The 21,380-nt window shown below is 42.6% G+C and carries 16 protein-coding genes; 8 read left to right on the forward strand and 8 right to left on the reverse strand.

The genetic code is table 11. The features are described from left to right. Positions 1-88 precede the first annotated feature (88 nt). Both QUE03_RS16745 and QUE03_RS16750 read right to left on the reverse strand, forming a co-directional pair. Entirely contained in the window at positions 89-1,501 is a 1,413-nt protein-coding gene (locus QUE03_RS16745) for a sodium/proline symporter (RefSeq protein WP_286263101.1), read from the reverse strand. 146 nt (positions 1,502-1,647) lie between these two features. Next, positions 1,648-2,478 (reverse strand): HpcH/HpaI aldolase/citrate lyase family protein, encoded by an 831-nt coding sequence (locus QUE03_RS16750; protein WP_286263103.1) that lies wholly within the window; start codon positions 2,476-2,478, stop codon positions 1,648-1,650. A 189-nt stretch (positions 2,479-2,667) separates the two neighbouring features. On the opposite strand from QUE03_RS16750, the gene gloA2 reads away from it, so the two are divergent. After that, positions 2,668-3,051: an SMU1112c/YaeR family gloxylase I-like metalloprotein gene (gene gloA2, locus QUE03_RS16755; RefSeq protein ID WP_286263105.1), complete on the forward strand. Its 384-nt coding sequence runs from the start codon at positions 2,668-2,670 to the stop codon at positions 3,049-3,051. Positions 3,052-3,069: 18 nt separating this feature from the next. Continuing rightward, positions 3,070-3,429 (forward strand): VOC family protein, encoded by a 360-nt coding sequence (locus tag QUE03_RS16760; RefSeq protein WP_286263106.1) that lies wholly within the window; start codon positions 3,070-3,072, stop codon positions 3,427-3,429. Between the two features lie 72 nt (positions 3,430-3,501). On the opposite strand, the gene erpA is transcribed toward QUE03_RS16760, so the two are convergent. Both erpA and QUE03_RS16770 read right to left on the reverse strand, forming a co-directional pair. Further along, positions 3,502-3,843: an iron-sulfur cluster insertion protein ErpA gene (erpA, locus tag QUE03_RS16765; protein WP_286263107.1), complete on the reverse strand. Its 342-nt coding sequence runs from the start codon at positions 3,841-3,843 to the stop codon at positions 3,502-3,504. Between the two features lie 79 nt (positions 3,844-3,922). Further along, positions 3,923-4,654, reverse strand: coding sequence for a DUF6776 family protein (locus QUE03_RS16770; RefSeq protein ID WP_286263108.1), 732 nt, complete (start codon positions 4,652-4,654; stop codon positions 3,923-3,925). A 49-nt stretch (positions 4,655-4,703) separates the two neighbouring features. Here QUE03_RS16770 and QUE03_RS16775 point away from each other — a divergent pair, with 49 nt between their 5' ends. From QUE03_RS16775 to QUE03_RS16795, 5 genes are all read left to right on the forward strand, one after another. Then, positions 4,704-6,410: a chloride channel protein gene (locus QUE03_RS16775; RefSeq protein WP_286267893.1), complete on the forward strand. Its 1,707-nt coding sequence runs from the start codon at positions 4,704-4,706 to the stop codon at positions 6,408-6,410. Then, positions 6,410-6,841, forward strand: a complete 432-nt coding sequence (gene hemJ, locus QUE03_RS16780) for a protoporphyrinogen oxidase HemJ (RefSeq protein WP_286263109.1) — start codon at positions 6,410-6,412, stop codon at positions 6,839-6,841. Before QUE03_RS16775 ends, hemJ begins: the two co-directional genes overlap by 1 nt. Positions 6,842-6,954: 113 nt before the next feature. Then, complete coding sequence (locus QUE03_RS16785; RefSeq protein WP_286263110.1) at positions 6,955-7,968, forward strand: aspartate carbamoyltransferase; 1,014 nt, start codon at positions 6,955-6,957, stop codon at positions 7,966-7,968. A 33-nt stretch (positions 7,969-8,001) separates the two neighbouring features. Further along, positions 8,002-9,282: a glutamate-1-semialdehyde 2,1-aminomutase gene (gene hemL / locus QUE03_RS16790; protein WP_286263111.1), complete on the forward strand. Its 1,281-nt coding sequence runs from the start codon at positions 8,002-8,004 to the stop codon at positions 9,280-9,282. A 72-nt stretch (positions 9,283-9,354) separates the two neighbouring features. Beyond that, the gene (locus tag QUE03_RS16795) at positions 9,355-11,277 is read left to right on the forward strand and encodes a TonB-dependent receptor plug domain-containing protein (RefSeq protein ID WP_286263112.1); all 1,923 of its coding nucleotides are present in this window, start codon (positions 9,355-9,357) and stop codon (positions 11,275-11,277) included. A gap of 5 nt (positions 11,278-11,282) precedes the next feature. Here QUE03_RS16795 and QUE03_RS16800 read toward each other — a convergent pair whose 3' ends face one another. Then, a complete protein-coding gene (locus QUE03_RS16800; protein ID WP_286263113.1) occupies positions 11,283-12,089 on the reverse strand; it encodes a hypothetical protein in 807 nt (268 codons plus the stop codon). A 310-nt stretch (positions 12,090-12,399) separates the two neighbouring features. Here QUE03_RS16800 and QUE03_RS16805 point away from each other — a divergent pair, with 310 nt between their 5' ends. Further along, positions 12,400-13,356 (forward strand): adenosylmethionine decarboxylase, encoded by a 957-nt coding sequence (locus tag QUE03_RS16805; protein ID WP_286263114.1) that lies wholly within the window; start codon positions 12,400-12,402, stop codon positions 13,354-13,356. Positions 13,357-13,470: 114 nt separating this feature from the next. Here the strand turns inward: QUE03_RS16805 and QUE03_RS16810 are convergent, their stop codons facing one another. The 3 genes from QUE03_RS16810 to QUE03_RS16820 form a co-directional block, all read right to left on the reverse strand. Next, entirely contained in the window at positions 13,471-16,782 is a 3,312-nt protein-coding gene (locus QUE03_RS16810) for a S8 family serine peptidase (protein ID WP_286263115.1), read from the reverse strand. 755 nt (positions 16,783-17,537) lie between these two features. Continuing rightward, positions 17,538-20,090, reverse strand: a complete 2,553-nt coding sequence (locus QUE03_RS16815; protein ID WP_286263116.1) for a glycoside hydrolase family 3 protein — start codon at positions 20,088-20,090, stop codon at positions 17,538-17,540. Then, positions 20,087-21,352, reverse strand: a complete 1,266-nt coding sequence (locus tag QUE03_RS16820; protein ID WP_286263117.1) for a sugar MFS transporter — start codon at positions 21,350-21,352, stop codon at positions 20,087-20,089. Before QUE03_RS16820 ends, QUE03_RS16815 begins: the two co-directional genes overlap by 4 nt. Between the last annotated feature and the right edge of the window lie 28 nt (positions 21,353-21,380).

The following is a 21,380-nucleotide window of genomic DNA, read 5'->3' on the forward strand; positions in this document are numbered from 1 at the left end:
TCACCCAGTATTGCTTCACCTTCTTATACCCTAGAATAAAACGAAAAAACTGCCAGTTCATGTCTTCAATGTCGTGGCATAATTCATTCTATGTATTACCATGTTTTTTTGTTTCTCGTCCATAGTAGGCAATAGCAAGCGCCAGGAAAAAAGGCAATACACGTTCAAGAATATCTCCGGGTGAATTAGGCTGCCAATTAAACCATACTGTTAATCCAAAACCGCAAATAATCGCCAACAAACGATTTATGCCTTTGACTTGATAGCCCATAAGCAAAACAATCAACAAGGGACCAAACGCTGAGCCTATCGCAGCCCAAGCAAACAACACTCGAGAGAATATCGCTTCAGGCGCATATAAAGCTATTAACAAGGAAATCAGACACATACCCACCACTGTTAGCCGAGAAATAAGTAACTGTTTGGCCGCTGAGCCTTTTAATTTTAAGTCATACGACAAGGATGAAGCGGAAACCAACAATTGGCTGTCTGCTGTCGACATAATGGCCGAAAGTACCGCCGCAACAAAGATTCCAGCAACTACAGGGTGAAACAGCAAATTTGTAACACTGAACAGCACTTGCTCATTATCATTGACGTCATTGAGCAATACTCTTGCACACCAACCTAAAATAAGCATACCGCCGATCACTATTATTGGCCATGCAATACCAATGTAACGCGCTACTTTGACCGAATGGGCATCTTTAATTGCCATAAAGCGATTAACCACATGAGGTTGACCACAATTGCCTAATCCCACACCTAGCAAACCTGCAATAAATGCCAAACCTAACCAACCGGTATGCGCACCGGTTAGCGACATTTGTGTTTGGGAGAGTTCATGAGGTAACTGGCTGAACAATTCACCATAGCCGCCAACACTGATCAAGGCTGCAAGTGGCAGAACAAAAGCTGTTATCGCCATTAATAGCCCTTGCAAAGTATCTGTCACACTGACTGCCCAAAAACCACCAAGCAAGGTATAGATCAAGATGATCAGCGTCCCTAACAAGATAGCCTTGTTGCTGTCCATATTAAAGGTTGTTGCAAATGTACCGCCCGCCGCTTGAAATTGCGCGGCGATGTAAAATGAAAAAGAAAACACCACAATAAAACTACAGCAGTAGACTATCACTTTGCTGTAAGAATCTTTGCCTGCGAGCAAGTCTGCTAAAGTTATAGCACCTGATTGATTGCCTAGCTGCCGAATACGTGGGGCAATCCATAACCAATTAAAGGCATAACCTAAGACAACGGCTGGAAACAACCAAATAGCCGATAACCCCATGGTATATGCCGCCCCACTCACGCCGAGTAAGCTCCATGCAGACGACGCACTGGCAGAAGAACTCGTGGCTGCAACCCAAGGACCTAATGTTTTGCCGCCGATAAAAAAATCTTCAGTATTTTTGGTGCGTTTGCTGGCCCAAAAACCAATGGAAATCAACAGAAATTTATAAAAAACTAAAGTGATTAAAACGACATTCTCACGATCCATGAATCATTCCATTTTGATTACAAGCAATAAAAAAGCGACACTAACGCAAGTCGCTCCACTAATGTACGCTGTTACATTATCTTATTGCAAGCCGGCGCAAAGCTCGGCCTTTCAGCCGTATACTTTGAGTATTGCCGGAGGACATTCTAATCACCTTGCTGGTGTTTGGTTGCTAAATTGGCCAACGCAAGCACCCGATATGAGGCAAGAATAATAGGTCGATCAACCATTTTACCATTCACCACCACCACGCCAGCATCAGGTCCCTCTACCGCAGCGACAACAGACTGCGCATACGAAATTTGGGCATCCGTGGGCATAAATCCTTGATGAATTGGTTCTATCTGGCAGGGGTGGACCGCCGCTTTCCCGGTAAAGCCTAGCGCCTTTATTTTCTGCGTTTCACTTAATAAGTCTTGGGTATTTTTAAAATCAACAAAAGGCACATCAATCAAGTCGATTTTGGCCTTTGCTGCCGCCATCACTAATCGACTTCTGACTAACAACAGAGGCTGATAACTGAACTCACAACCAAGCTCTGCAGAGAGATCGGCACCGCCAAACATTAAAGCGCTAACCCTGTCAGTTGCAGCAATAGCATCGGCATTTTCCAGCCCTATAATGGTTTCAATCAAGCCAATGAATTGAGTCGACTGTTCAAAATACTCACTGACTTTATCTATGTTCTCAGCCGAGCTACATTTGGCTAACATGATAAAGGCTGGATTTGCTTTAGCTAGAGCCATCGCATCCGCTTGCCCAAGATCTGAATCAATAGGGTTAATGCGCACACAGACGTTTCGATTAACCGTTTGGATGTAATCAACAGTTGCTTGCCTTGCCGCGTCTTTATCTACGGGTAACACCGCGTCTTCTAAATCGATACAAATAAGATCAGCGTTGCTTGCATCCGCTTTACGAAATCGCGCAGGCTGAGAGCCGGGAACAAATAATAATGAACGTAAAAGAGTGGCCATGGTTCGCTCGTCGCCATAATCGCTACAATGAATGTAGTAATGTAGTTCAAAGCATAGCCCCACTGCAATGCAAGCAACTGACTTTTATAAATTAAGTCAGAATACTAAGTGCTAGCCTTTTGAATTAGAAAGGCGATAAGATGACGAGGAACCGCCACTGTGTGAAAGATCAAATCTCAAAGGAATAACATGCTAAAAGGAATACATCATGTCGCGATTATTTGCTCTAACTATGAGGTTTCTAAGTATTTTTATCACGAAGTACTAGGCCTAAAAATTATTGCTGAGTCTTATCGCCAGGAACGAGATTCTTACAAATTGGACCTCGCCTTACCTGATGGCAGTCAAATTGAGTTATTTTCATTTAACGACCGCCCTAAGCGCCCAAGTTACCCAGAGGCACATGGATTGCGCCATTTAGCGTTTTGCGTTGAGAATATTGATGTGATTGCCGAGCGATTATTGCAACAAAACATTTCCGTAGAGCCTATTAGAGTCGATGAACTCACCAAAAAGCGCTACACTTTTTTTTCAGACCCAGATGATCTACCGCTCGAACTGTATGAGCAATAAGCTGCCAAGGAACATGGAATGAGTAACCACGAAAAAATCAATTATCTTGAATTTCCCTCTCAAAATTTAGCCGCTACCAAATTATTTTTCGAACAAGTATTTGCATGGAAATTTACCGATTACGGTCCTGATTATTGTGCTTTTAGTCAAACAGATGCAGGAATGGATGGCGGATTCTTTCAATCATTACTCAGCAGTCACACAGAGCAAGGTAGTGCTTTAGTTGTTTTTTATAGTGATGATTTATTACGTACACAACAAAAAATACTTGAAGCCAAAGGCAAAGTGATTAAGGAAATTTTTAGTTTTCCAGGCGGACGTCGCTTTCATTTTACTGAGCCAAGTGGCAATGAGTTTGCTGTGTGGTCGGATAGATAGCCGTTATGGCGATATAATTGGAGGCATTAAAAAAGCTGGCATCTGCCAGCTTTCTTTCATTCAATTTATGGGTTAAATAGAGAATGAAGAGCCACAACCACAAGTTGACGTGGCATTCGGGTTTGTCACTAAGAAACGACTTCCTTCGAGTCCTTCGGTGTAGTCAACTTCGCCGCCCACTAAATATTGAAGACTCATTGGATCAATGACCATTGAAACCCCTTGTTTTTCTATGGTCATATCGCCTTCGTTAACTTTCTCATCAAAAGTAAAGCCGTAAGAAAATCCTGAACAACCACCGCCCGTGACATAGACACGTAATTTAAGGTTTGGGTTTTCTTCTTCCGTCACTAATGCTAAAACTTTGGTCGCTGCAGCGTCAGTAAATTGGATAGGGAGTTCTGGGTTAGACATGTACTTTTCTTCAACAATACGACAATGGTGTGAATTATCTTAAACCTGACTAATTTAATCAAGTATTACCTAGTTATATTTACGGAACATTTTGTTCTAATTTAGGCCAAGGCATAATCTCTTCGATACGACGGTACTTTTGCCATTTACCTTTTGGCAATACCACACCAACCGTTACCGATTCAGGCCTAAACCCTTTAGGCAAGGTAAATGCACCGCTCAAGCGTTGAAAATACTGAAAACTAAACGAAAGTTCTTTTTTGGTCAGGCTTGATATTTTAGACAATGCTATTGTTTTAGGGCGTCCATTCTCACTGCCATTAATTGATACTTCAATAAAGCCTTTGGCATAACGCTTTTTAAGTTTTTGCTGTACCAATACCACGAGAAACTGAAAGTACTGTTCACTTTCTGTTGGTTGAATGCTGATTTGATCAATCACCACGCCATCGGCTTGTTTTTCTGGTGCCATGATTTTGTGGTAAAAAGCGAGTTCTTTTTTCACCTCAAAATGAACTTGTTCTAGCTCTTTGATGGTGTTTTGCGCATTAAGATTTGCAATACGTTCAACATCTAGTTCCACTTCTAAGGTGTGAATGCGTTTTAGCGTTTCACCATGCTGCAAATAAAGATCATCTAAACGTAATTTTTGCTGCTTCATCGTCTTAGCTTGATAACCGTGATAGTAGTTACCTAGCCGGTAGCCAATGAATAAGCACAGGCCAATAACCGAGAACAACAACAAGGCAGATTTAAAAGGACCGAGCTTTTTTGCAACGATAGGAAGATTTATTTTTGCTAACCAGTTCATTTATTAAGTATTATTGTCTGAACACCAAACAAGATTGTTTTTTCAATTGATGAAACTAACCTCACTAAAACGATTTGTCGAGCAATATAGTCTTGATGCTCGTATAAAACTAGGGCAACCCAAAACGTCATGGCAATTATGCTTGTTGGCCATTATTGGCGGCGTTTGTTCTGCGAGTTTAATCGTTTTGTTTACTTGGTGTATCAACTCCATTCAAGGTCTGTTTCTAGAAGATGTTGACAACTATAACAGCTTAAATGCATCAAGTCGTTTGTTATTACCGATCGGTGGCGCCGTCATTATCTTGCTTTTTGCTCGCATGACCGGCTACCAATATACCCGTACAGGCATTCCGTTTGTACTTCACCGGTTAAAGGTGGCTTACGGCGTGATCCCGCTGAGAAACACAGTGAACCAGTTTTTTGGTGGTATGGTCGCCTTAGCCAGTGGTTTTTCAGTTGGTAAAGAAGGTCCCGCTGTTCATTTAGGAGCGGCTATCAGTGGCTATATTGGTAAAGCACTCGTATTACCTTACAACAGTGTCAGAACTTTATGCGCCTGTGGTGTCGCGGCAGGCATTGCTGCTTGTTTTAACACTCCCATTGCGGCGGTTGTGTTTGTAATGGAAGTGGTGCTGCGAGAATACAAAGTGCATATGTTCATTCCAATCATGCTTGCTGCGATTATTGGCTCAATGATGACCAGCAGTATTTTTGGCTTTTCACATGAGTTTGAATTCTTTTCCCGCATTTCTTTGGAAACCGCACACTACCCCGTACTGCTTATTTTTGGTGTGGTGTTAGGGACGCTAGCTTCACTGTTCAACCGCTACATTGTGATGATTATTGAACACTTTCAACACGTTCATATTTTTAAACGTTTCATGAGTGTTGCCATCATTACAGGTATTATCGGGGTTATGCTCCCGCAAGCATTGGGGACAGATTTAGGCGCCATATCCGTCTCACTTTCTAATGAATGGCATTTTTCCCTATTATTTGCATTACTGATTTCCAAGTGCTTACTTACCATAGTTGCGATTGGCTGTGGTATTCCTGGCGGCATCATCGGCCCTATTCTAGGTATTGGTGCAATAGCCGGTGCTTTTACCGCCAGTATGATTTCTGGCTTTGTTCCTGGAGAAAACCTCACCAGTGACTTTGCCTTGATGGGGATGGCAGGATTCATGGCCGCTACCTTAAACGCTCCATTGGCGGCACTATTAGCGGTGGTAGAGCTTTCTCATCAGCTCGATATTATGCTACCCGCCATGATTGTTATTTCAGCTTCTTGTTTGGCCGCCGGCCAGTTTTTCAATAACCGCTCGGTATTTGTCATGCAACTTAACGTGCAAAACCTCGCTTATCGCAAACCGCCACTGGAAAATACCCTCCAACGTATTGGTGTACTAGGCATGATGGATAGCTCCTTTGACATGATTTGCTCGGCGCAAAAGGAGCCAAACATCAAAGGAAACGAAACCACGGGTAAGCCATTGATCATGCGCAAGAGTGTCGAAGAACAAAATGAGTATTATTGGAATGAAGAAATAAAGTCGGAAGGCGAAGAGCGGCGCATTAGACAACATAAGCTCATCCCGATAACGAGCAAAGAAACTTTAGCTGAAGCATACTGGCTACTGAAAGAGTCTCGTTGTGGAGGCGTTTATATTTACGATACCGATCCTAACCAAATACTAGGTATAATTACCTTCGATCGCATCCGTACATACTTGATAGAAGGAAAACTGTATTAATGACGACTTTACTTTGGCTTAAAGCCTTTCATGTGATTTTTATGGTGGCTTGGTTTGCCGGTATATTTTATTTACCTCGACTATTTGTTAATCATGCAGAAACCACCAATCAAGACATCGCCGAACATTTAAAAGGCATGGAGAAAAGGTTACTGTATTTTGTCACGCCTTTTGGTGTCCTTACCATCGCGTTAGGCATAGCCTTAATTTATCACTATGGCATGGCTTGGTTCGCCGCTTCACATTGGCTGCATGCCAAGTTAACCTTGGTCGTTTTACTTGTTGCCTACCATTTATATTGCTTTAAATTGGTCAGGATTTTTCGAGAAGATAAAAACACCCGTTCCGGACGTTTTTATCGCATTTTTAATGAAGTACCGGTACTGGCACTTTTTGCTATCGTGATATTGGTTTACGTAAAACCTTTTTAACAAGAAATAAACAATCTAGATCAATGTTGTTATTGGCAAATGTCGTGGTTCTTCATTAACTTCATTTGCCTTTTGTGCTATATTCTCGCCGGTAATTTTTCAGGTAAAATGAGATGATGAAATTTCTAGGTAATCACATTCTATCGGTATCGCAATTTGATCGCGATGCCATCGCCAAAATACTTGACGTTTCAGCGCAAATGGCTCCTTATGCCACGCGTCAAAAAAGATGTCATGTATTGGATGGCGCCATCCTCAATAATTTATTTTTTGAACCCAGCACCCGTACCCGAGTCAGCTTCGGTAGTGCTTTTAACCTTTTGGGAGGGTTTGTTCGAGAAACCGTTGGCGAAGAAAATTCATCATTAAGTAAAGGTGAAAGCCTATTTGACACTGCCCAAGTCATCAGTGGTTATTCTGATGTGATTGCCATGCGTCATCCGAAAATGCACTCGGTATCTGAGTTCGCACAAGGCAGTAGCGTTCCAGTCATTAATGGCGGTGACGGCGCAAATGAACACCCTACACAAGCGTTACTGGATTTATTTACGATTCAGTCTGAGATGTTTCGTTTTGGTAAAAGCTTAGACAATTTAGATATTGTTCTGATGGGTGATTTAAAACACGGGCGCACCGTGCATTCATTATCGAAACTGCTGAGTTTATATAACAACGTCAAAGTGACCATGGTGTCGCCGCAAGCACTGCAAATGCCAGACAGTATTGTTTCAACACTGACAAACGCGGGTCATCAAGTGATCATTACCGATCAAATTGCGGGCAACTTGGCTTGTGACGTGATCTACCAAACTCGCATTCAACAAGAACGTTTTGCCAGTAAAGGCGAAGCAGATTTATACCGCGGTCATTTCAGCCTGAATAAGGCGGTTTATCAGAAATACTGTAAAGAAAACACCGTTATCATGCACCCATTGCCGAGAGACTCTCGTCCTGAAGCAAATGAATTGGACACAGATTTAAACGACTTAGCTAACTTAGCTATTTTCCGCCAAGCCCAAAATGGGGTATTAGTTCGCATGGCGTTATTTGCTTTAACCTTAGGCGTTGAAGATAAATTGACCCAATACGAAAAACCCATCACTTGGCACACCAATAAAGCTATCTAATTAAATTAGCAAAGACATTGAGCAACTTTTATTATGCAAAAATCACAACAACTTTTCGAACAAGCAAAATCAATCATTCCAGGTGGCGTTAACTCACCAGTACGCGCATTTAATGGCGTTGGCGGCACACCTTGTTTCATTAAACGTGCGGATGGCGCTTACATTTATGACGCAGACGACAAAGAGTACATTGACTATGTCGGCTCGTGGGGCCCAATGATTTTAGGTCACAACCATCCAGCGATTCGAGATGCTGTACTTGATGCGGTACAAAACGGTCTGAGCTTCGGTGCACCAACTGAGCTTGAAATCACCATGGCAGAGAAAGTGCGTGAATTAGTACCATCAATGGAAAGTTTACGTATGGTAAGCTCTGGTACTGAAGCGACGATGAGTGCTATTCGCTTGGCGCGCGGCTTTACCGGTCGTGACAAAATTTTGAAGTTTGAAGGTTGTTACCATGGCCATGCTGACTCTCTTCTGGTTAAAGCAGGCTCAGGCGCATTAACCATGGGTGTGCCCAACTCGCCTGGTATTCCTGAAGACTTTGCTAAGCATACCTTGACGGTTAGTTACAACAACCTTGACGAAGTGAAACAAATCATCAATGAAGTTGGAGATGAAATCGCTTGTATTATCGTCGAGCCAGTTGCGGGCAACATGAACTGCATTCCTCCGGTAAAAGGATTCTTGGAAGGCCTGCGCGAAGTGTGTGATCAAAATGGAAGCGTGCTCATTTTTGATGAAGTGATGACAGGTTTCCGCGTTGCCTTAGGCGGCGCACAAGCTCACTATAATATTGTGCCCGACTTAACGACACTAGGTAAGGTGATTGGCGGCGGTATGCCGGTTGGCGCCTTTGGCGGTAAGAAAGAAATCATGGATTTTATTGCTCCTGTTGGCCCTGTTTATCAAGCGGGCACTTTATCAGGCAACCCTATTGCGATGACTGCTGGCCTAGCATCATTAAATGAATTATGCCAAGGCGATAAACATGCTCAATTGGCCCATGCAACGGAAAAACTAGCCTTAGGGTTTAAAGCTGCTGCTGAAAAACACAATATTGCTTTGTCTATCAATTATGTTGGGGCAATGTTTGGTTTCTTCTTCACTGAGGAAGAAACGATTACCAGTTATGCCCAATCAACGGCATGTGATGCTGAACGCTTCAAAAAGTTTTTCCACTTGATGTTAGATGAAGGTGTATATTTGGCGCCTTCAGCATTTGAAGCGAGCTTCTTGTCAACCGCACACACAGAGCAAGACCTAGAGAAAACCTTAGCAGCTGCCGATCGCTGTTTCGCCCAACTCTAACGTTAAGCTCAGCTAATCCCCTCTTCTAGTGATGAGGGGATTTCACCCACACTCTAGCGCAAACATGGATCAATGATAATTTTACGATCTTATTTGGCTTCATTTGTTGGCTTGCTTTTCTTTAGCCTATTTGCTGCCAATGCCAATGCCGATGCAAAAGCCTCCGATTTACATGACAGTGATATTGAACATATTCATGTCATAGGGCAACGTAATTGGCTAAAAAGCAACGCGTTAGTAGAAAACAATGCTCACTTTAGCGAATTTATTCAAAACCAAGCGATAAAGCCCACCATTGCTCATTGGCTCGTACAAACCCCTGGGCTTAGCTTAAACGGACAAGGGGGTTTGTTACAAAGCTACAGTGTTCGTGGCTTTAGCAAATCACGTGTTCACACTGCTGTTGATGGTGTGCCGATTTACACGGATCGTAGGGCCGGCAATTCAGCCTCTTTTTTACCGGCAACCTTAGTTCACGGAGTAGATGTTCAAAAAGGCCCTAGTTCAACGCTGTATGGCTCTGACGCGCTCGGTGGTGTGATCAACTTACAATCATTAGCGTTTGAAAATAAATTTATTGCAGCCAGTGCTCAGTCAAACGATCAACACAAAGAACTAACGTATGCCTACGGTAATGATGACTGGCAAAGTGCGGTAAATTATCGACATGCCAATAATGCTAAAAGTGCCGATGGTACAGTACTAAATACTGGCTTTGAACAGTTTGCCATGGTACAGAAGTTGAAGACGCAACTTGATGATATTGATATCAAACTCACTTGGATACCCAGTGTAGGCAAAGATATTGGTAAAAGCTCAATCACCTATCCAGATGAACGACTTACCCAATACCCGGATGAGCAACATTCGTTATTTGTCGCAGAGTTTACCCAAGAGCATAATTGGTATGGCAAGCTTTACCACCACTACCAGAATTGGGATAGTGATATTATTCGTGTCGAGAAACGACGTAATTTAACCGAATACCAATCCCACACTATAGGTGGCAGTTTTTTAACCTCAACTCCACTATTACATGGCCAAGCACGGTTTGGCGTTGACTGGATTAATCGCCAAGGTGTCAGTATTAAAGAGACTGAATTTAATCTAGACAATCAAGTGCAGTTCTCAAAACAGTTACTTGATGGCCAACAACATAACAGCGCATTATTTTCGGATGTGCATTGGCAACTCGATGACGTCGGTATTGCGATGGGAATACGTTACGATCATATTAGCCAACGCCAATTCATTGATGCTCAAAACAAATCGGACCAATCGCTTAATGGCAGCCTGCTAGTTAACTGGGCCGTGAACAACACGTTTAACCTACAAGCCGAAATTGCCACAGGCTTTCGCTTCCCAACATTAACAGAGTTATATTTTGAAGGCGAAACACCGCGTGGCACCACCGAAGGCAACCCTTATCTTGACCCTGAGCATAGTAGAGGCTTACAACTTGCGGTGAGTTATCAAGCGTCTTCAATAGTAAGCATTGAATTTTCGAGCTATTACTATCAAATGGATGATTATATAGAGCGATATTCCATTGATGAAGACACACGGGGCTACCGAAACTTAACGCAAGCTGACATTTATGGCTTTGAGTCAACTGTCGCCTGGATATCTTCAAATCAATGGGTTCATCAATTAAGCTATCAATGGCAACAAGGTGAAGATGAAGAGGGAAGTTCATTGTCTGATTTACAAGTTCCAACATGGAAGTTAGCCAGTCAATGGAATAAATACGACTTTACCTTCAGCAATCAACTCAATTATCGCGTATCTAGACAAAGCCACTCAACCCAAGAGCAAGCCTTGGGCAGTTTTCTAGATTGGCGTATGACTTTGACCTACCAGTTGATTGACGACACCAGCATTAGTGTTTGGGGCGAGAACTTACTTAATCGAACGGCATTCACCACGGCCGATGAAGATGCGCCATTGGTACAAGGGATAAGCTTGGGCGTAAAACTCGTCCATCAATTTTTATAAAAACATTATTCGTAATGACAGTCGCCATACTCTTCAATACTTTCCGATGCGACCTGCCTTAGCAAGGCTTGAGTTTCAAAGGGGACATTAATGCTCTCAATATTTGGCAGTAAGTCCGCCGATTCACCAGTGATCACCTGATAGAACACCAATGCAGTCAAAAAAGACCCCGTCAGTGCCGCATGATTACCATCACTACTGTGGAGAGGCAAAGTAAAGTCGATTGCAAGGGCTTTGTCCCACGCAGGACCGATTGGCGCGACACAAGCAGATTGTTTCTCAGCAATCGACTGATGTAATTCAAATACACGCATCCCTTCTTCGTTGTTGCCCGCCCTTGGGTGTTCAGGAAATAAAATAGGTGTTGCCCCAGCTTTTTTAGCAATTGATGCCCAACGTTCAGTGCCACGCGTTGGATAATCGACAAAACCTGACTGTGAATACTTTTGCGCTTGAAGAATAATATGAGTCCATTGTTCGCTGGCAATTCGTTGCTTGGTCACGCCATCATTAAGACGATCTATTAAATATTTTTGTGAGCCTGAAATACCAGAACTGACAGATTTTTCCGGAAGTCCATGTTCAATGAATGTGCTAATGAGACCTTTGAGGTTATTGGATCCAACATGACTATTGCCAATCATGAGAATATTATAAGCTGGCAATGCACGGTTATTAGGAATGGCCAGGTTACTGGTATCACCTACCGTGTCGTCTTGAACGACCACTGGCTCAGGTGAATTTGTACTCGAACTGCTACTGCCACAGCCAATCAACAGTAAACTTCCCAATGCTAAAACCACACACCTCATACTCACACTCCCATCAACTTTCTATCATCAACACTATTGGTTGTTCTTTACAGAGTGAAATATACCAGCTACAACCGATGAATAAATCTCACCAGTAAAATCATTATAAAACCATTATCATTTCATTATCGAACTTATGATTGACTACAACCCTTATACAGCCTTAATTACCGCTGTGACTAAGGAGTTTAGTTCAAAGGCATGAAAGTAAATCATTGCATATAAAATTATCCATTTGTTTATTCGAGGATTGACCATAAAAGCGAGTAATTTGTAATATAGTGGACTTTTCAACAAATTAAGGCGTTTTATGTTTTTTGAGGGTTCAGAAAAAAAAGCAGAGATTACCATTGATGCTACGCAGCTTTCTTTACTGACCGACATATCTGACGACTTTTGGCCTACCTTGGTGAATCACAGCAATGCAAAGATATTGTCGTCAATTAGCAATGACCAATGCAAAGCCTTCTTGCTCTCTGAGTCAAGTCTATTTGTTTGGCACAATCGACTGTTAATTTTAACTTGTGGTGAAACCCAGCTAGTAAAGGCTGTGGAGTATTTTATCCAAACGCTAGGTCAAAACGTTATCAAGCAACTAACCTATCAGCGTAAGAATGAGTACTTCGCCAATGCACAACCCAGCTGCTTTGGCAGTGACATAAAATTAATCAATCAATATTTATCTGGTAAAGCCTATCGATTTGGTGAAATGGACAGCCATCACAATTACGTTTTTCATTTAGATAACCGACATGAAGCAACTGAGGTGAGCTATGAATTGCTGGCTTACCAGATCAGCACATCCGCATCAGCACATTTAACCCAAGCAAATTTGTCTGCAAGCGATATACGTGATTTTTTGTGCATTAGTCAGATCTTGCCAGATTTTACTTTGGATGATTTTGTTTTCAGCCCTTATGGCTATTCACTTAACGCGATAAAAAATAAACAGTATTTAACCATTCATGTCACGCCACAAGCAGAAAGTAGCTATATTAGTTTTGCCTCAAATATTGATTTGATGACACTCGCACCAACTCTGCTTGAGATACTAACCCCTAAATCATTTGATCTGATGACTTTTAACGAACACGAATTTGAAGACAAGCTTAAACACCATATTCCAGCTCAATATGTCTGTAAATCAAAGGTTGAACAACAATTAAATAATGGTGATTTGGTGAGTTTTACAAATTTTATATTACCTCAATCCACTTATGTTGCTCCCGTGGAGTTAAATATCGCTGGAGATAATCATGCGCTTTAACCAAGTGAGCTCAAGCTACTTCTAGACACAGCCTAAACACATTCGCTAGCTAAAGGTTATCTTGTTTAGAATAAAATGCGTAGGTGAAAACACACCTACGCATAGCCTAGTTAATTAACAGCCATTAACTTCAGTAGTGGCAATCGCTCTTTCGGATTGATCGCCACTTGAGATAGAGGCTTCGTTAACAATAACATCACTGTCACAATTTGCCGTGGCATCAAAGTTAAATGTCGCAGTACCACCGGTAAGCGCATTTACTTTTAGCGAACTACCAGGTCCTGGCAATGTACCCGCGCCATTATGATAGTAGGTATCACCCACTGTACCGGTGTGGTTTTCTGCGCCAATTGTCGCTGTACCACCGCTTACATCATTGTAAACATAGAAAATATTATCTGTTCCATTGACCACCCAAACTTGGAAAGTAGCCGTGGTAGAGTTATCACCAAACAGCGGCACATCTTCCCATTCATAAATGGTAAACTGCGTTGGGCCAGCACTTAGCACAGCAATATACATGTTGCCGCCAGCACAGGCATTTAAGTCTGTCCACCACGGTGCTAATAAGTTATTCGGCGCTAAGCTGTTGGGTAATGCAGAATTGCCTGCACTAGCTGCTGAGCCACTGGCACTGCCGACTTCCAAGGTACCGTTTACCGACCAAATCACTTGCGAGTATGTTTGGCCGTTATAGTTAAATGATGGCACATTATAGATCAGCGCACCATCATCACAATTAGCCGGTAAGCTAATAGGAGCCACACCGAAGGGTCCTAACGGGAAATAGCCAAAGAGACCAGGATCACTAACAACCGCTAGGGCACTTTCATCAAGCATACCGCTCCAAGTGAGCACACCATTGTTTTCACTAAACGGCACACTAGTTGAGCCATTAACGATAGAGGCCGTTGCAGAACCCGGAACGTAGTCAACTCCGTCAGGCAATGCATCATGTAAATCAATAACGTCAGTAAGTAGGCCATTCATAATGTTGATTTCATAACTTAAGGTGTCACCATCAGATGCTACAGCTTTGTCTACTTGCTTGGTAAATAATGCAGGATTAGTGCTTACTGCCGCCATTACCGCAATCGGCATGTGTAAATCAGGGCCATCTCCTTTTCGTTGAATATCAACTTCTGCAAAACTCCAATCACTGGCCAATGTCGTATCAGCAGTTACCGTAAACGATGCACTCTGACCTTTTTTAATCTTAAGGCTAGAAGGTGTAATGCTATAATTCACATCTGAATTATGCTCGATTGACAAGTCCACATGCACTGTGTGATGAGTCACATTAGTTAGTGTTCTTGTCCAACTACAATTTGCAACACAGGTACTGTCCTGCATGCTGGCAATATTCAACGTTTTAGGATCACCACCGATATCCGGATTGGCTAATAAGAAGTTTATTGGTGTTTCATTTAGCACAAGGTCTGCTTCTGCTGCACGTGATAGATCAACACGACCAGCACCATAATCAAACGCATCTGCTGTTGTTTGGCCATCTTCTTTTAGCCCAGTATCGTTATTGGCCGTCATCATAATCGCTGATTTTACTGCGTACGGCGTCCAATCAGGACGTGCCGCAGAAACAATAGCCCCTGCACCCGCATTATGAGGGCTAGACATCGATGTGCCAGATAAGAACATATAGTCATCACCACCTGGAGCTGCGGCCATAATGCTCACACCCGGTGCGCCAATATCAGGTTTTACTATATCTAACGCTAAATTAGGTCCTCTTGAGCTAAACCCAGCCATGATATCTGCATTGGCAGTACTGATATCCAATGATGAGCCTTCGATCGTACCCATTGGGTTTGCGTTGCTCGCTAACCAAGCTGATAATGTGGCACCATCACTCTGACTAATATGAACGCCGGGTAACACGTGCGCATCACCGACAAGACCTGCACCATTGTCCATTAAGATATAACCACCAGCACCCGCAGCGAGTACGTTTGCACCTTTTTCAACTCGGCCAAATGAACCGCGCGTACAGGCTACAATTTCGCCGTTGAACGTGCCAGGAGGCCACGGAGGATTAAAATCACCTATGCTACCAAGACCACAAAGTGTTGACCCAGGAAAAGCGCCTTCTAAGTCGGCAGAATTAATAATAGGAGCAGGTCCATAACCTGCTGTAAAGCCTAAGCCATCAATACTGGCTAGTGGCGCACCATCACTAGTTAAGTCAGTCGCACGATTTACGAGTTTACGGTCGTGAGTCATAGCCGCTGTAGTACTAACCCAAGGGGAATTGTGTCCGTTGGTTGAGGCGCCTGGACCTGAATTTCCTGCTGAAGCTGATACAAATACACCTGCTGCTGTCGCATTAAGAAATGCTAGTTCGACAGGATCATTGTAAGGGTCGCCACCACCAGAAATTGAATAGTTTAATGAGTGAATACCATCAGGTAAATTCGACGCATCAATAATAACTTGGTTTACCGCAGCAAGTAACGCGGCGCCAGGACAGCCATCCACACAAACATCATAGGCGATGATATTTGCATGAGGTGCAACACCTGAAATATCACGAGAGACATTTGTAGTTGGGGCAAAGACAGTAGCACCTTTAATGGCATTACCAGCTACAGTACTCGCAGTATGAGAGCCATGTCCGTCACTGTCTTCAGGTGTAACCGCTTCAGTAACAAAACTCCACGCACCAATTAACTTATCATTACAAAATCCAGGGTTCGCGTCACAATAACTGCCAGGAATATAATTGCCAGATCCTAACGGGTTTGTATGATCATAACCGTCACCACCAATATCAGCAAAAGATGGGTGATCATGATTAATACCTGTATCTAAAATAGCAACAACAATTCCTTCACCTTGTGAATGTGGAACATTATTAGGTGGTCCCTGCCATATCACATCAGCATTAATGAGCGCAGGGCCGCTGTCAGTCAGTGGCACTTCCATTCGATCCAGTGTAACGCTAGCAACGTCAGACATGCTAGTCATGGCTTTGGCTTCTTCTGCGGTCATCTCAACCGCCATGCCATTAAAGACATATTGATAGTCATAAGTAACGTTGTTAGAGATACCAGCACTATTGGCCACATTACTCTGTTTGTTTTTTAAGTACTTCCGATACGCTTTGCTCTCTTTAGAGTTAACATTTAATTTTTTGGCACCGGTTATTTTATTACTTGTCGCTTTAAGCTTATCTATTCCACCCTCGTAAGTTGCTACCGGGCTATCCACTAAGCGAACAATATACGTATTTTTTTCGCCTGCTGAGTTTGCCGACGCTTTAGCTGTTTCGCCCGCAACAGAAAGACTGCCGATAGCAGTGGGTTGATTAGATACCTTAGATAGGTTACTTGAACTATTGTCATCTCCTGCTACCGCTTGAAATGCGACAAGACAGGAAAATCCAACTATTTTTGTATAATTCAATTTCATATACCTTTCCTTGCAATTCTATTTTAACGTACAGAAAAAGGTATATATCAAAGCAAGAGGCCGACTCATTAATAAGAACTATGGTTTATGCTTAATTTGATTTTTATTTTTTTCCGAAAGCAACGTTTTTTTTATTGTTTTAAATACATTAATTAAAGAAATAAAACAGTAAGACATAAGTAATGACTGAGCGAATGGGATTGCCTAACTAGCTTTAGTTACTAAGCAATAAAGACAACCATCATTAACATTTTTTATTTCCTCAACCGTGAGGCAACATAATTTGGTTATAAAAAAGTAAGGACAACAAAAGCACTTAAAATGCTTACCTCAGCTTTTCCTTAAATAAATTACATGACACAAACTATAGCTCAAATTTGTAAGAATGCTGTTAACAGTGTTGATCGAGATCTCATACCTTTATTTAATGCGAATAGCGAAGTTATTTTGGGGACTCAAATAAAAATTAATTCTACGAAAATCTATTCACGCATAGGACAATAAAACTCGATAAATAGGACATTTATACAGCAACTCAAAGCAGTCTGCCTTGCCGCTGTTTATCATGACAGCATTCATCCTAAACCTATTGAGGGCTCGCTACCTACTTTTTCTGCGACTGCAAAAGCCACTCGAATAATAGAAATAACCTGGAATGGGTTGACCTAGTTAGTAGATGCAACCCCTATAAAATCATTTCGTCCAAGGACAGGTGAGGAAAGAATTACAACACCAACCCCAAAACCTTTGCGTTTTTACTCAGCATGTCCACAAGATACCTTTGAAATGCTTTCATTAACCGGTTTGATCGCAATTTGGTGTATTTTCACTGTAAACTCCCTATTGCTTGACAACTTAAACGGTACTGTTACCTTTGACATATCCAAGCCTTGTGCTGAAAAGCAGCTTAATGGAATGGCAAGAGACCACCATTTATCTTGAGGTTTTGAGGATAAGAAGGCGGTAATATCCACTTGAGCTGCACAATCACCTTCGCAATTCATTTCTACAAACACCTTGCCTTTAGGTGGCTCGTTGACCTGCAATTCGAGCACCAATGACGCATCGCTTTGAGCAAAATCTCTGAGATCTTCACTGAACGGATTGGCCACAACGTAGCTCGCTTGCTCCCCTAAGAATTTAAGGCTGATTGTATCTTCCTGAACAAAACGATCTAACGTTCTAAAACTTATATTCTCAAGTTGTGCTGTGCTGCTGTTGATTGCCATGGTAATTTTTGATGAGGCAATACTCGCCTGCCACGGAGGTAAAGTTGCTCGTTTAAAAATCGCCATTTCATTATCAGCATCAGGTAATGATGCCACTTGTTCATTCAGTGTGTTTGGCAAGATGCTCAACTGGCCATAGCGTAAACCAAAGCCAAAAGGTAAAAGTGGGGCGTAACCTTGGTCACCTTGATTTAATGACGTTTGATAAGGGGATTTAGGCCATGAGAACGATAATTGACCAATAAAGTCATATTGCTGTTGCTCTGCCTTGCTTTTCAACAAGACATCCGCCACCGCTTTGCCTTCAGAGCCGGGCAACCATGCTGCAACGAAAGCATCGCTGGCATTGAGTTCAGGGTTAACCCAAAGTGGTCGTCCACTAATAAAGATAGAAACAACTGGAATACCTTGAGCCTTTAGTTTTCTCAGTAGCGCTAAGTCTTTTTTGTCGCCACGTTGATATTCAAGATTACTGATATCACCATGCCCCTCGGCATAAGGATCTTCACCAAATACAACTATTGCCACATCCGGCTTTTCAGTAAAGCCCCCTTCTGTGTCCAAGGTAATTGAGCCGCCAGCTTTACTTACTTGCTCTGCTAAGCCATCATAAATTGAACTACCATCAGGAAAATCATTGTTATTGTTTCCGGTTCCTTGCCAAGTGATTGTCCAACCACCAGCTTGCTTGCCAATGTTATCAGCAGCATCTCCAGCAACTAATATGTTCAACTTAGGTGATAAAGGTAAAATGTTGTCATTGTTTTTCAGTAAAACAAGGGATTCTCGTACAGCTTGCCTCGCTACTTCGCGGTGCGATTCACTGCCAATCAGCTCAGTTTTTCCTGACAACGGTCTATTGGCAGGACTTGGTTTATCGAATAACCCTGCCCGATATTTTACACGCAAAATACGTGACACCGCATCATCAATTCGTGCAATGGGAATAACACCTTGCTTGACTTGTTCAATGGTATTTTCCAATAATGGTTTCCAGGCGTCGGTAGGAACCATATACATGTCCAGCCCTGCGTTTACCGCGTTTGGACAATTTTCATTTGAACAGCCTGCGATTTGACCGTGTCCGTTCCAGTCACCTACAACAAAACCGTCAAAGCCCATGTTGTTCTTGAGGACTTCGGTCAACAAGTAATGGCTACCATGAACTTTTTCACCTCGCCAACTATTGAACGATGCCATGACGGTTTGCGCGCCAGCACTGAGTCCACCGACATAACCTTGCCCATGAAGATCAAACAGATCCTGCTCGGTCGCAAGATTATCACCTTGATCATCACCGTTTGATGTTCCACCATCGCCAATGAAATGTTTCACCGTGCTGATGACATTTTTATCACCAAGAAAATCTTTTTCTGGATACCCTTGTAAGCCTTTAACAATGGCAGATGAATAGCTTTTGACAATTTCAGGAGCTTCAGAGTAACCCTCATAAGCTCGCCCCCAGCGGTCATCTCGCACAGTTGCAACAGTAGGTGCAAATACCCAATCGATGCCTGTTACCATCACTTCAGTGGCGGTTATTTGGGCTATTTTTTCGATAAGTTCAGGGTTATTTGCCGCCCCCAAACCAATGTTGTGCGGAAACAACGTTGCACCAATAACATTATTGTGACCATGAACAGCATCAGTTCCCCACATGGTAGGAATACTAATATCATCAAGCGAGTCATCAATAGACGCTTGATACATGGCTTCTGCTAGGTTGATCCAGTCAGCTGGTGTAGAGCTTTTGTTATTGTTAGGAAAAGCGCCGCCGCCATTTAGATAAGAGCCAAAACCATAGCGTCGCATATCCTCCACAGTAATATCTCTGATTTCAGGTTGGATCATTTGCGCTACTTTTTGCTCAATGGTCATCGATGCCAATAGCTTTGCCACCTTGCGTTCAATCTGTGGTTCGGCTTTTACTGCGGAATCAATTCGAGGCCATATACCTGAGGCATGACGTGGGTTCACATTATTATTCTCTATTTTTTGCTCAACATCATTACAAGCAAACAACAATGAACTTGAAGCAATCACGCATAATAATGTTTTGACATATTTTTGATAGCTCATAGTTCTTTTCCTTGCAGTTCTATTGCGACCGGAACTGAGCCTTTAATGCCATAAAAAGCGATATAGAAATAACAGACTGTAGGTAACAAGAAGGCAAGCTGCACCCCTAAAGTGTCTGCAAGTACCCCTTGAATAAGAGGCAAAATTGCGCCACCGACAATGGCCAAGCACAGCACACCTGCACCGCGGCTCGCAGCATCTCCTAATCCACGTATCGCCAAACTGAAAATGGTTGGAAACATGATTGAATTAAATAAACCAACAGCCAAGATTGACCACATCGCAATTGGGCCATCAAGCATAACGGTACACAGCAATAACATGATTGCCATCAGGGCATTAAAACATAAGACCTTACCCGCTGATATGTACTGCATCACAACAGCACCGACGAAACGGCCAAGCATGGCTCCGCCCCAATAATAGGCAATATACTTTGATGCTTCAGCTTCAGAAAGCCCAGCAATATGAGGCTCACTTAAGAAGTTGACTAGGAAACTACCAATCGCAACTTCTGCGCCTACGTAAACAAATATAGCAACAGCACCGAACTTAAGGTGACGATGTTTTATTGCCGATTGATAGCTAACATTATTGTTGGTAGATTTACCCAAATCAGGCAAGGTCAGTTTTGAAAATATCAGTGCCAAAATAAGTAGACTTGCCGCTAACAGTAGGTAAGGAAATTTAACCGCTGCGCCATCACCGACTGCACTGTGGTCTGCCCCTGAGAATATCAAATAAGCGCCGAAAAATGGGGCTATGGTGGTTCCTAATGAGTTAAACGCCTGTGTCATTGTTAATCGAGAGGACGCCGTTTTCGACGGGCCAAGTACACTCACATATGGGTTTGCTGAGACCTGCAATATTGTTATCCCTGCCGCCAAAACAAATAGCGCCAAAAGAAACAAAGGATACAACTTAACAAGTGCGGCGGGATAAAAGAGCAAACACCCGACTGCTGCCACAGACAAGCCCGTGACAATACCGCGTTGATATCCAATTTTGGCCACCAAATTTCCCGCCGGTATGGAAACAATAAAATAAGCGCCAAAAAAGCAAAATTGGATCAACATCGCTTGGGTATAAGATAAATCGAATGCCCCTTTAAGGTATGGGATTAAGATATCATTTAAGCAAGTGATAAAGCCCCACATAAAGAACAGTGATGTCAGTGATGTTAAGGCAAAACGATAATTTTTAGATTCGTTAGCTGATGAGTGTTCAACAGACGAGTCAGTTGAAATTGAAGCCCCTGCCATAAGCAAGCTCCTATGAAAATTTGAAGTT

The sequence above is a fragment of the Thalassotalea atypica genome (assembly GCF_030295975.1).
Taxonomy (GTDB): Bacteria; Pseudomonadota; Gammaproteobacteria; order Enterobacterales; family Alteromonadaceae; genus Thalassotalea_F; species Thalassotalea_F atypica.

Excerpts from the sequence above, each read along its gene's own strand:
- QUE03_RS16745 (WP_286263101.1), bottom strand. The coding sequence starts at position 1,501 with ATGGATCGTGAGAATGTCGTTTTAATCACTTTAGTTTTTTATAAATTT.
- QUE03_RS16750 (WP_286263103.1), bottom strand. The coding sequence starts at position 2,478 with ATGGCCACTCTTTTACGTTCATTATTATTTGTTCCCGGCTCTCAGCCT.
- gloA2 (WP_286263105.1), top strand. The coding sequence starts at position 2,668 with ATGCTAAAAGGAATACATCATGTCGCGATTATTTGCTCTAACTATGAG.
- QUE03_RS16760 (WP_286263106.1), top strand. The coding sequence starts at position 3,070 with ATGAGTAACCACGAAAAAATCAATTATCTTGAATTTCCCTCTCAAAAT.
- erpA (WP_286263107.1), bottom strand. The coding sequence starts at position 3,843 with ATGTCTAACCCAGAACTCCCTATCCAATTTACTGACGCTGCAGCGACC.
- QUE03_RS16770 (WP_286263108.1), bottom strand. The coding sequence starts at position 4,654 with ATGAACTGGTTAGCAAAAATAAATCTTCCTATCGTTGCAAAAAAGCTC.
- QUE03_RS16775 (WP_286267893.1), top strand. The coding sequence starts at position 4,704 with ATGAAACTAACCTCACTAAAACGATTTGTCGAGCAATATAGTCTTGAT.
- hemJ (WP_286263109.1), top strand. The coding sequence starts at position 6,410 with ATGACGACTTTACTTTGGCTTAAAGCCTTTCATGTGATTTTTATGGTG.
- QUE03_RS16785 (WP_286263110.1), top strand. The coding sequence starts at position 6,955 with ATGATGAAATTTCTAGGTAATCACATTCTATCGGTATCGCAATTTGAT.
- hemL (WP_286263111.1), top strand. The coding sequence starts at position 8,002 with ATGCAAAAATCACAACAACTTTTCGAACAAGCAAAATCAATCATTCCA.
- QUE03_RS16795 (WP_286263112.1), top strand. The coding sequence starts at position 9,355 with ATGATAATTTTACGATCTTATTTGGCTTCATTTGTTGGCTTGCTTTTC.
- QUE03_RS16800 (WP_286263113.1), bottom strand. The coding sequence starts at position 12,089 with ATGAGGTGTGTGGTTTTAGCATTGGGAAGTTTACTGTTGATTGGCTGT.
- QUE03_RS16805 (WP_286263114.1), top strand. The coding sequence starts at position 12,400 with ATGTTTTTTGAGGGTTCAGAAAAAAAAGCAGAGATTACCATTGATGCT.
- QUE03_RS16810 (WP_286263115.1), bottom strand. The coding sequence starts at position 16,782 with ATGAAATTGAATTATACAAAAATAGTTGGATTTTCCTGTCTTGTCGCA.
- QUE03_RS16815 (WP_286263116.1), bottom strand. The coding sequence starts at position 20,090 with ATGAGCTATCAAAAATATGTCAAAACATTATTATGCGTGATTGCTTCA.
- QUE03_RS16820 (WP_286263117.1), bottom strand. The coding sequence starts at position 21,352 with ATGGCAGGGGCTTCAATTTCAACTGACTCGTCTGTTGAACACTCATCA.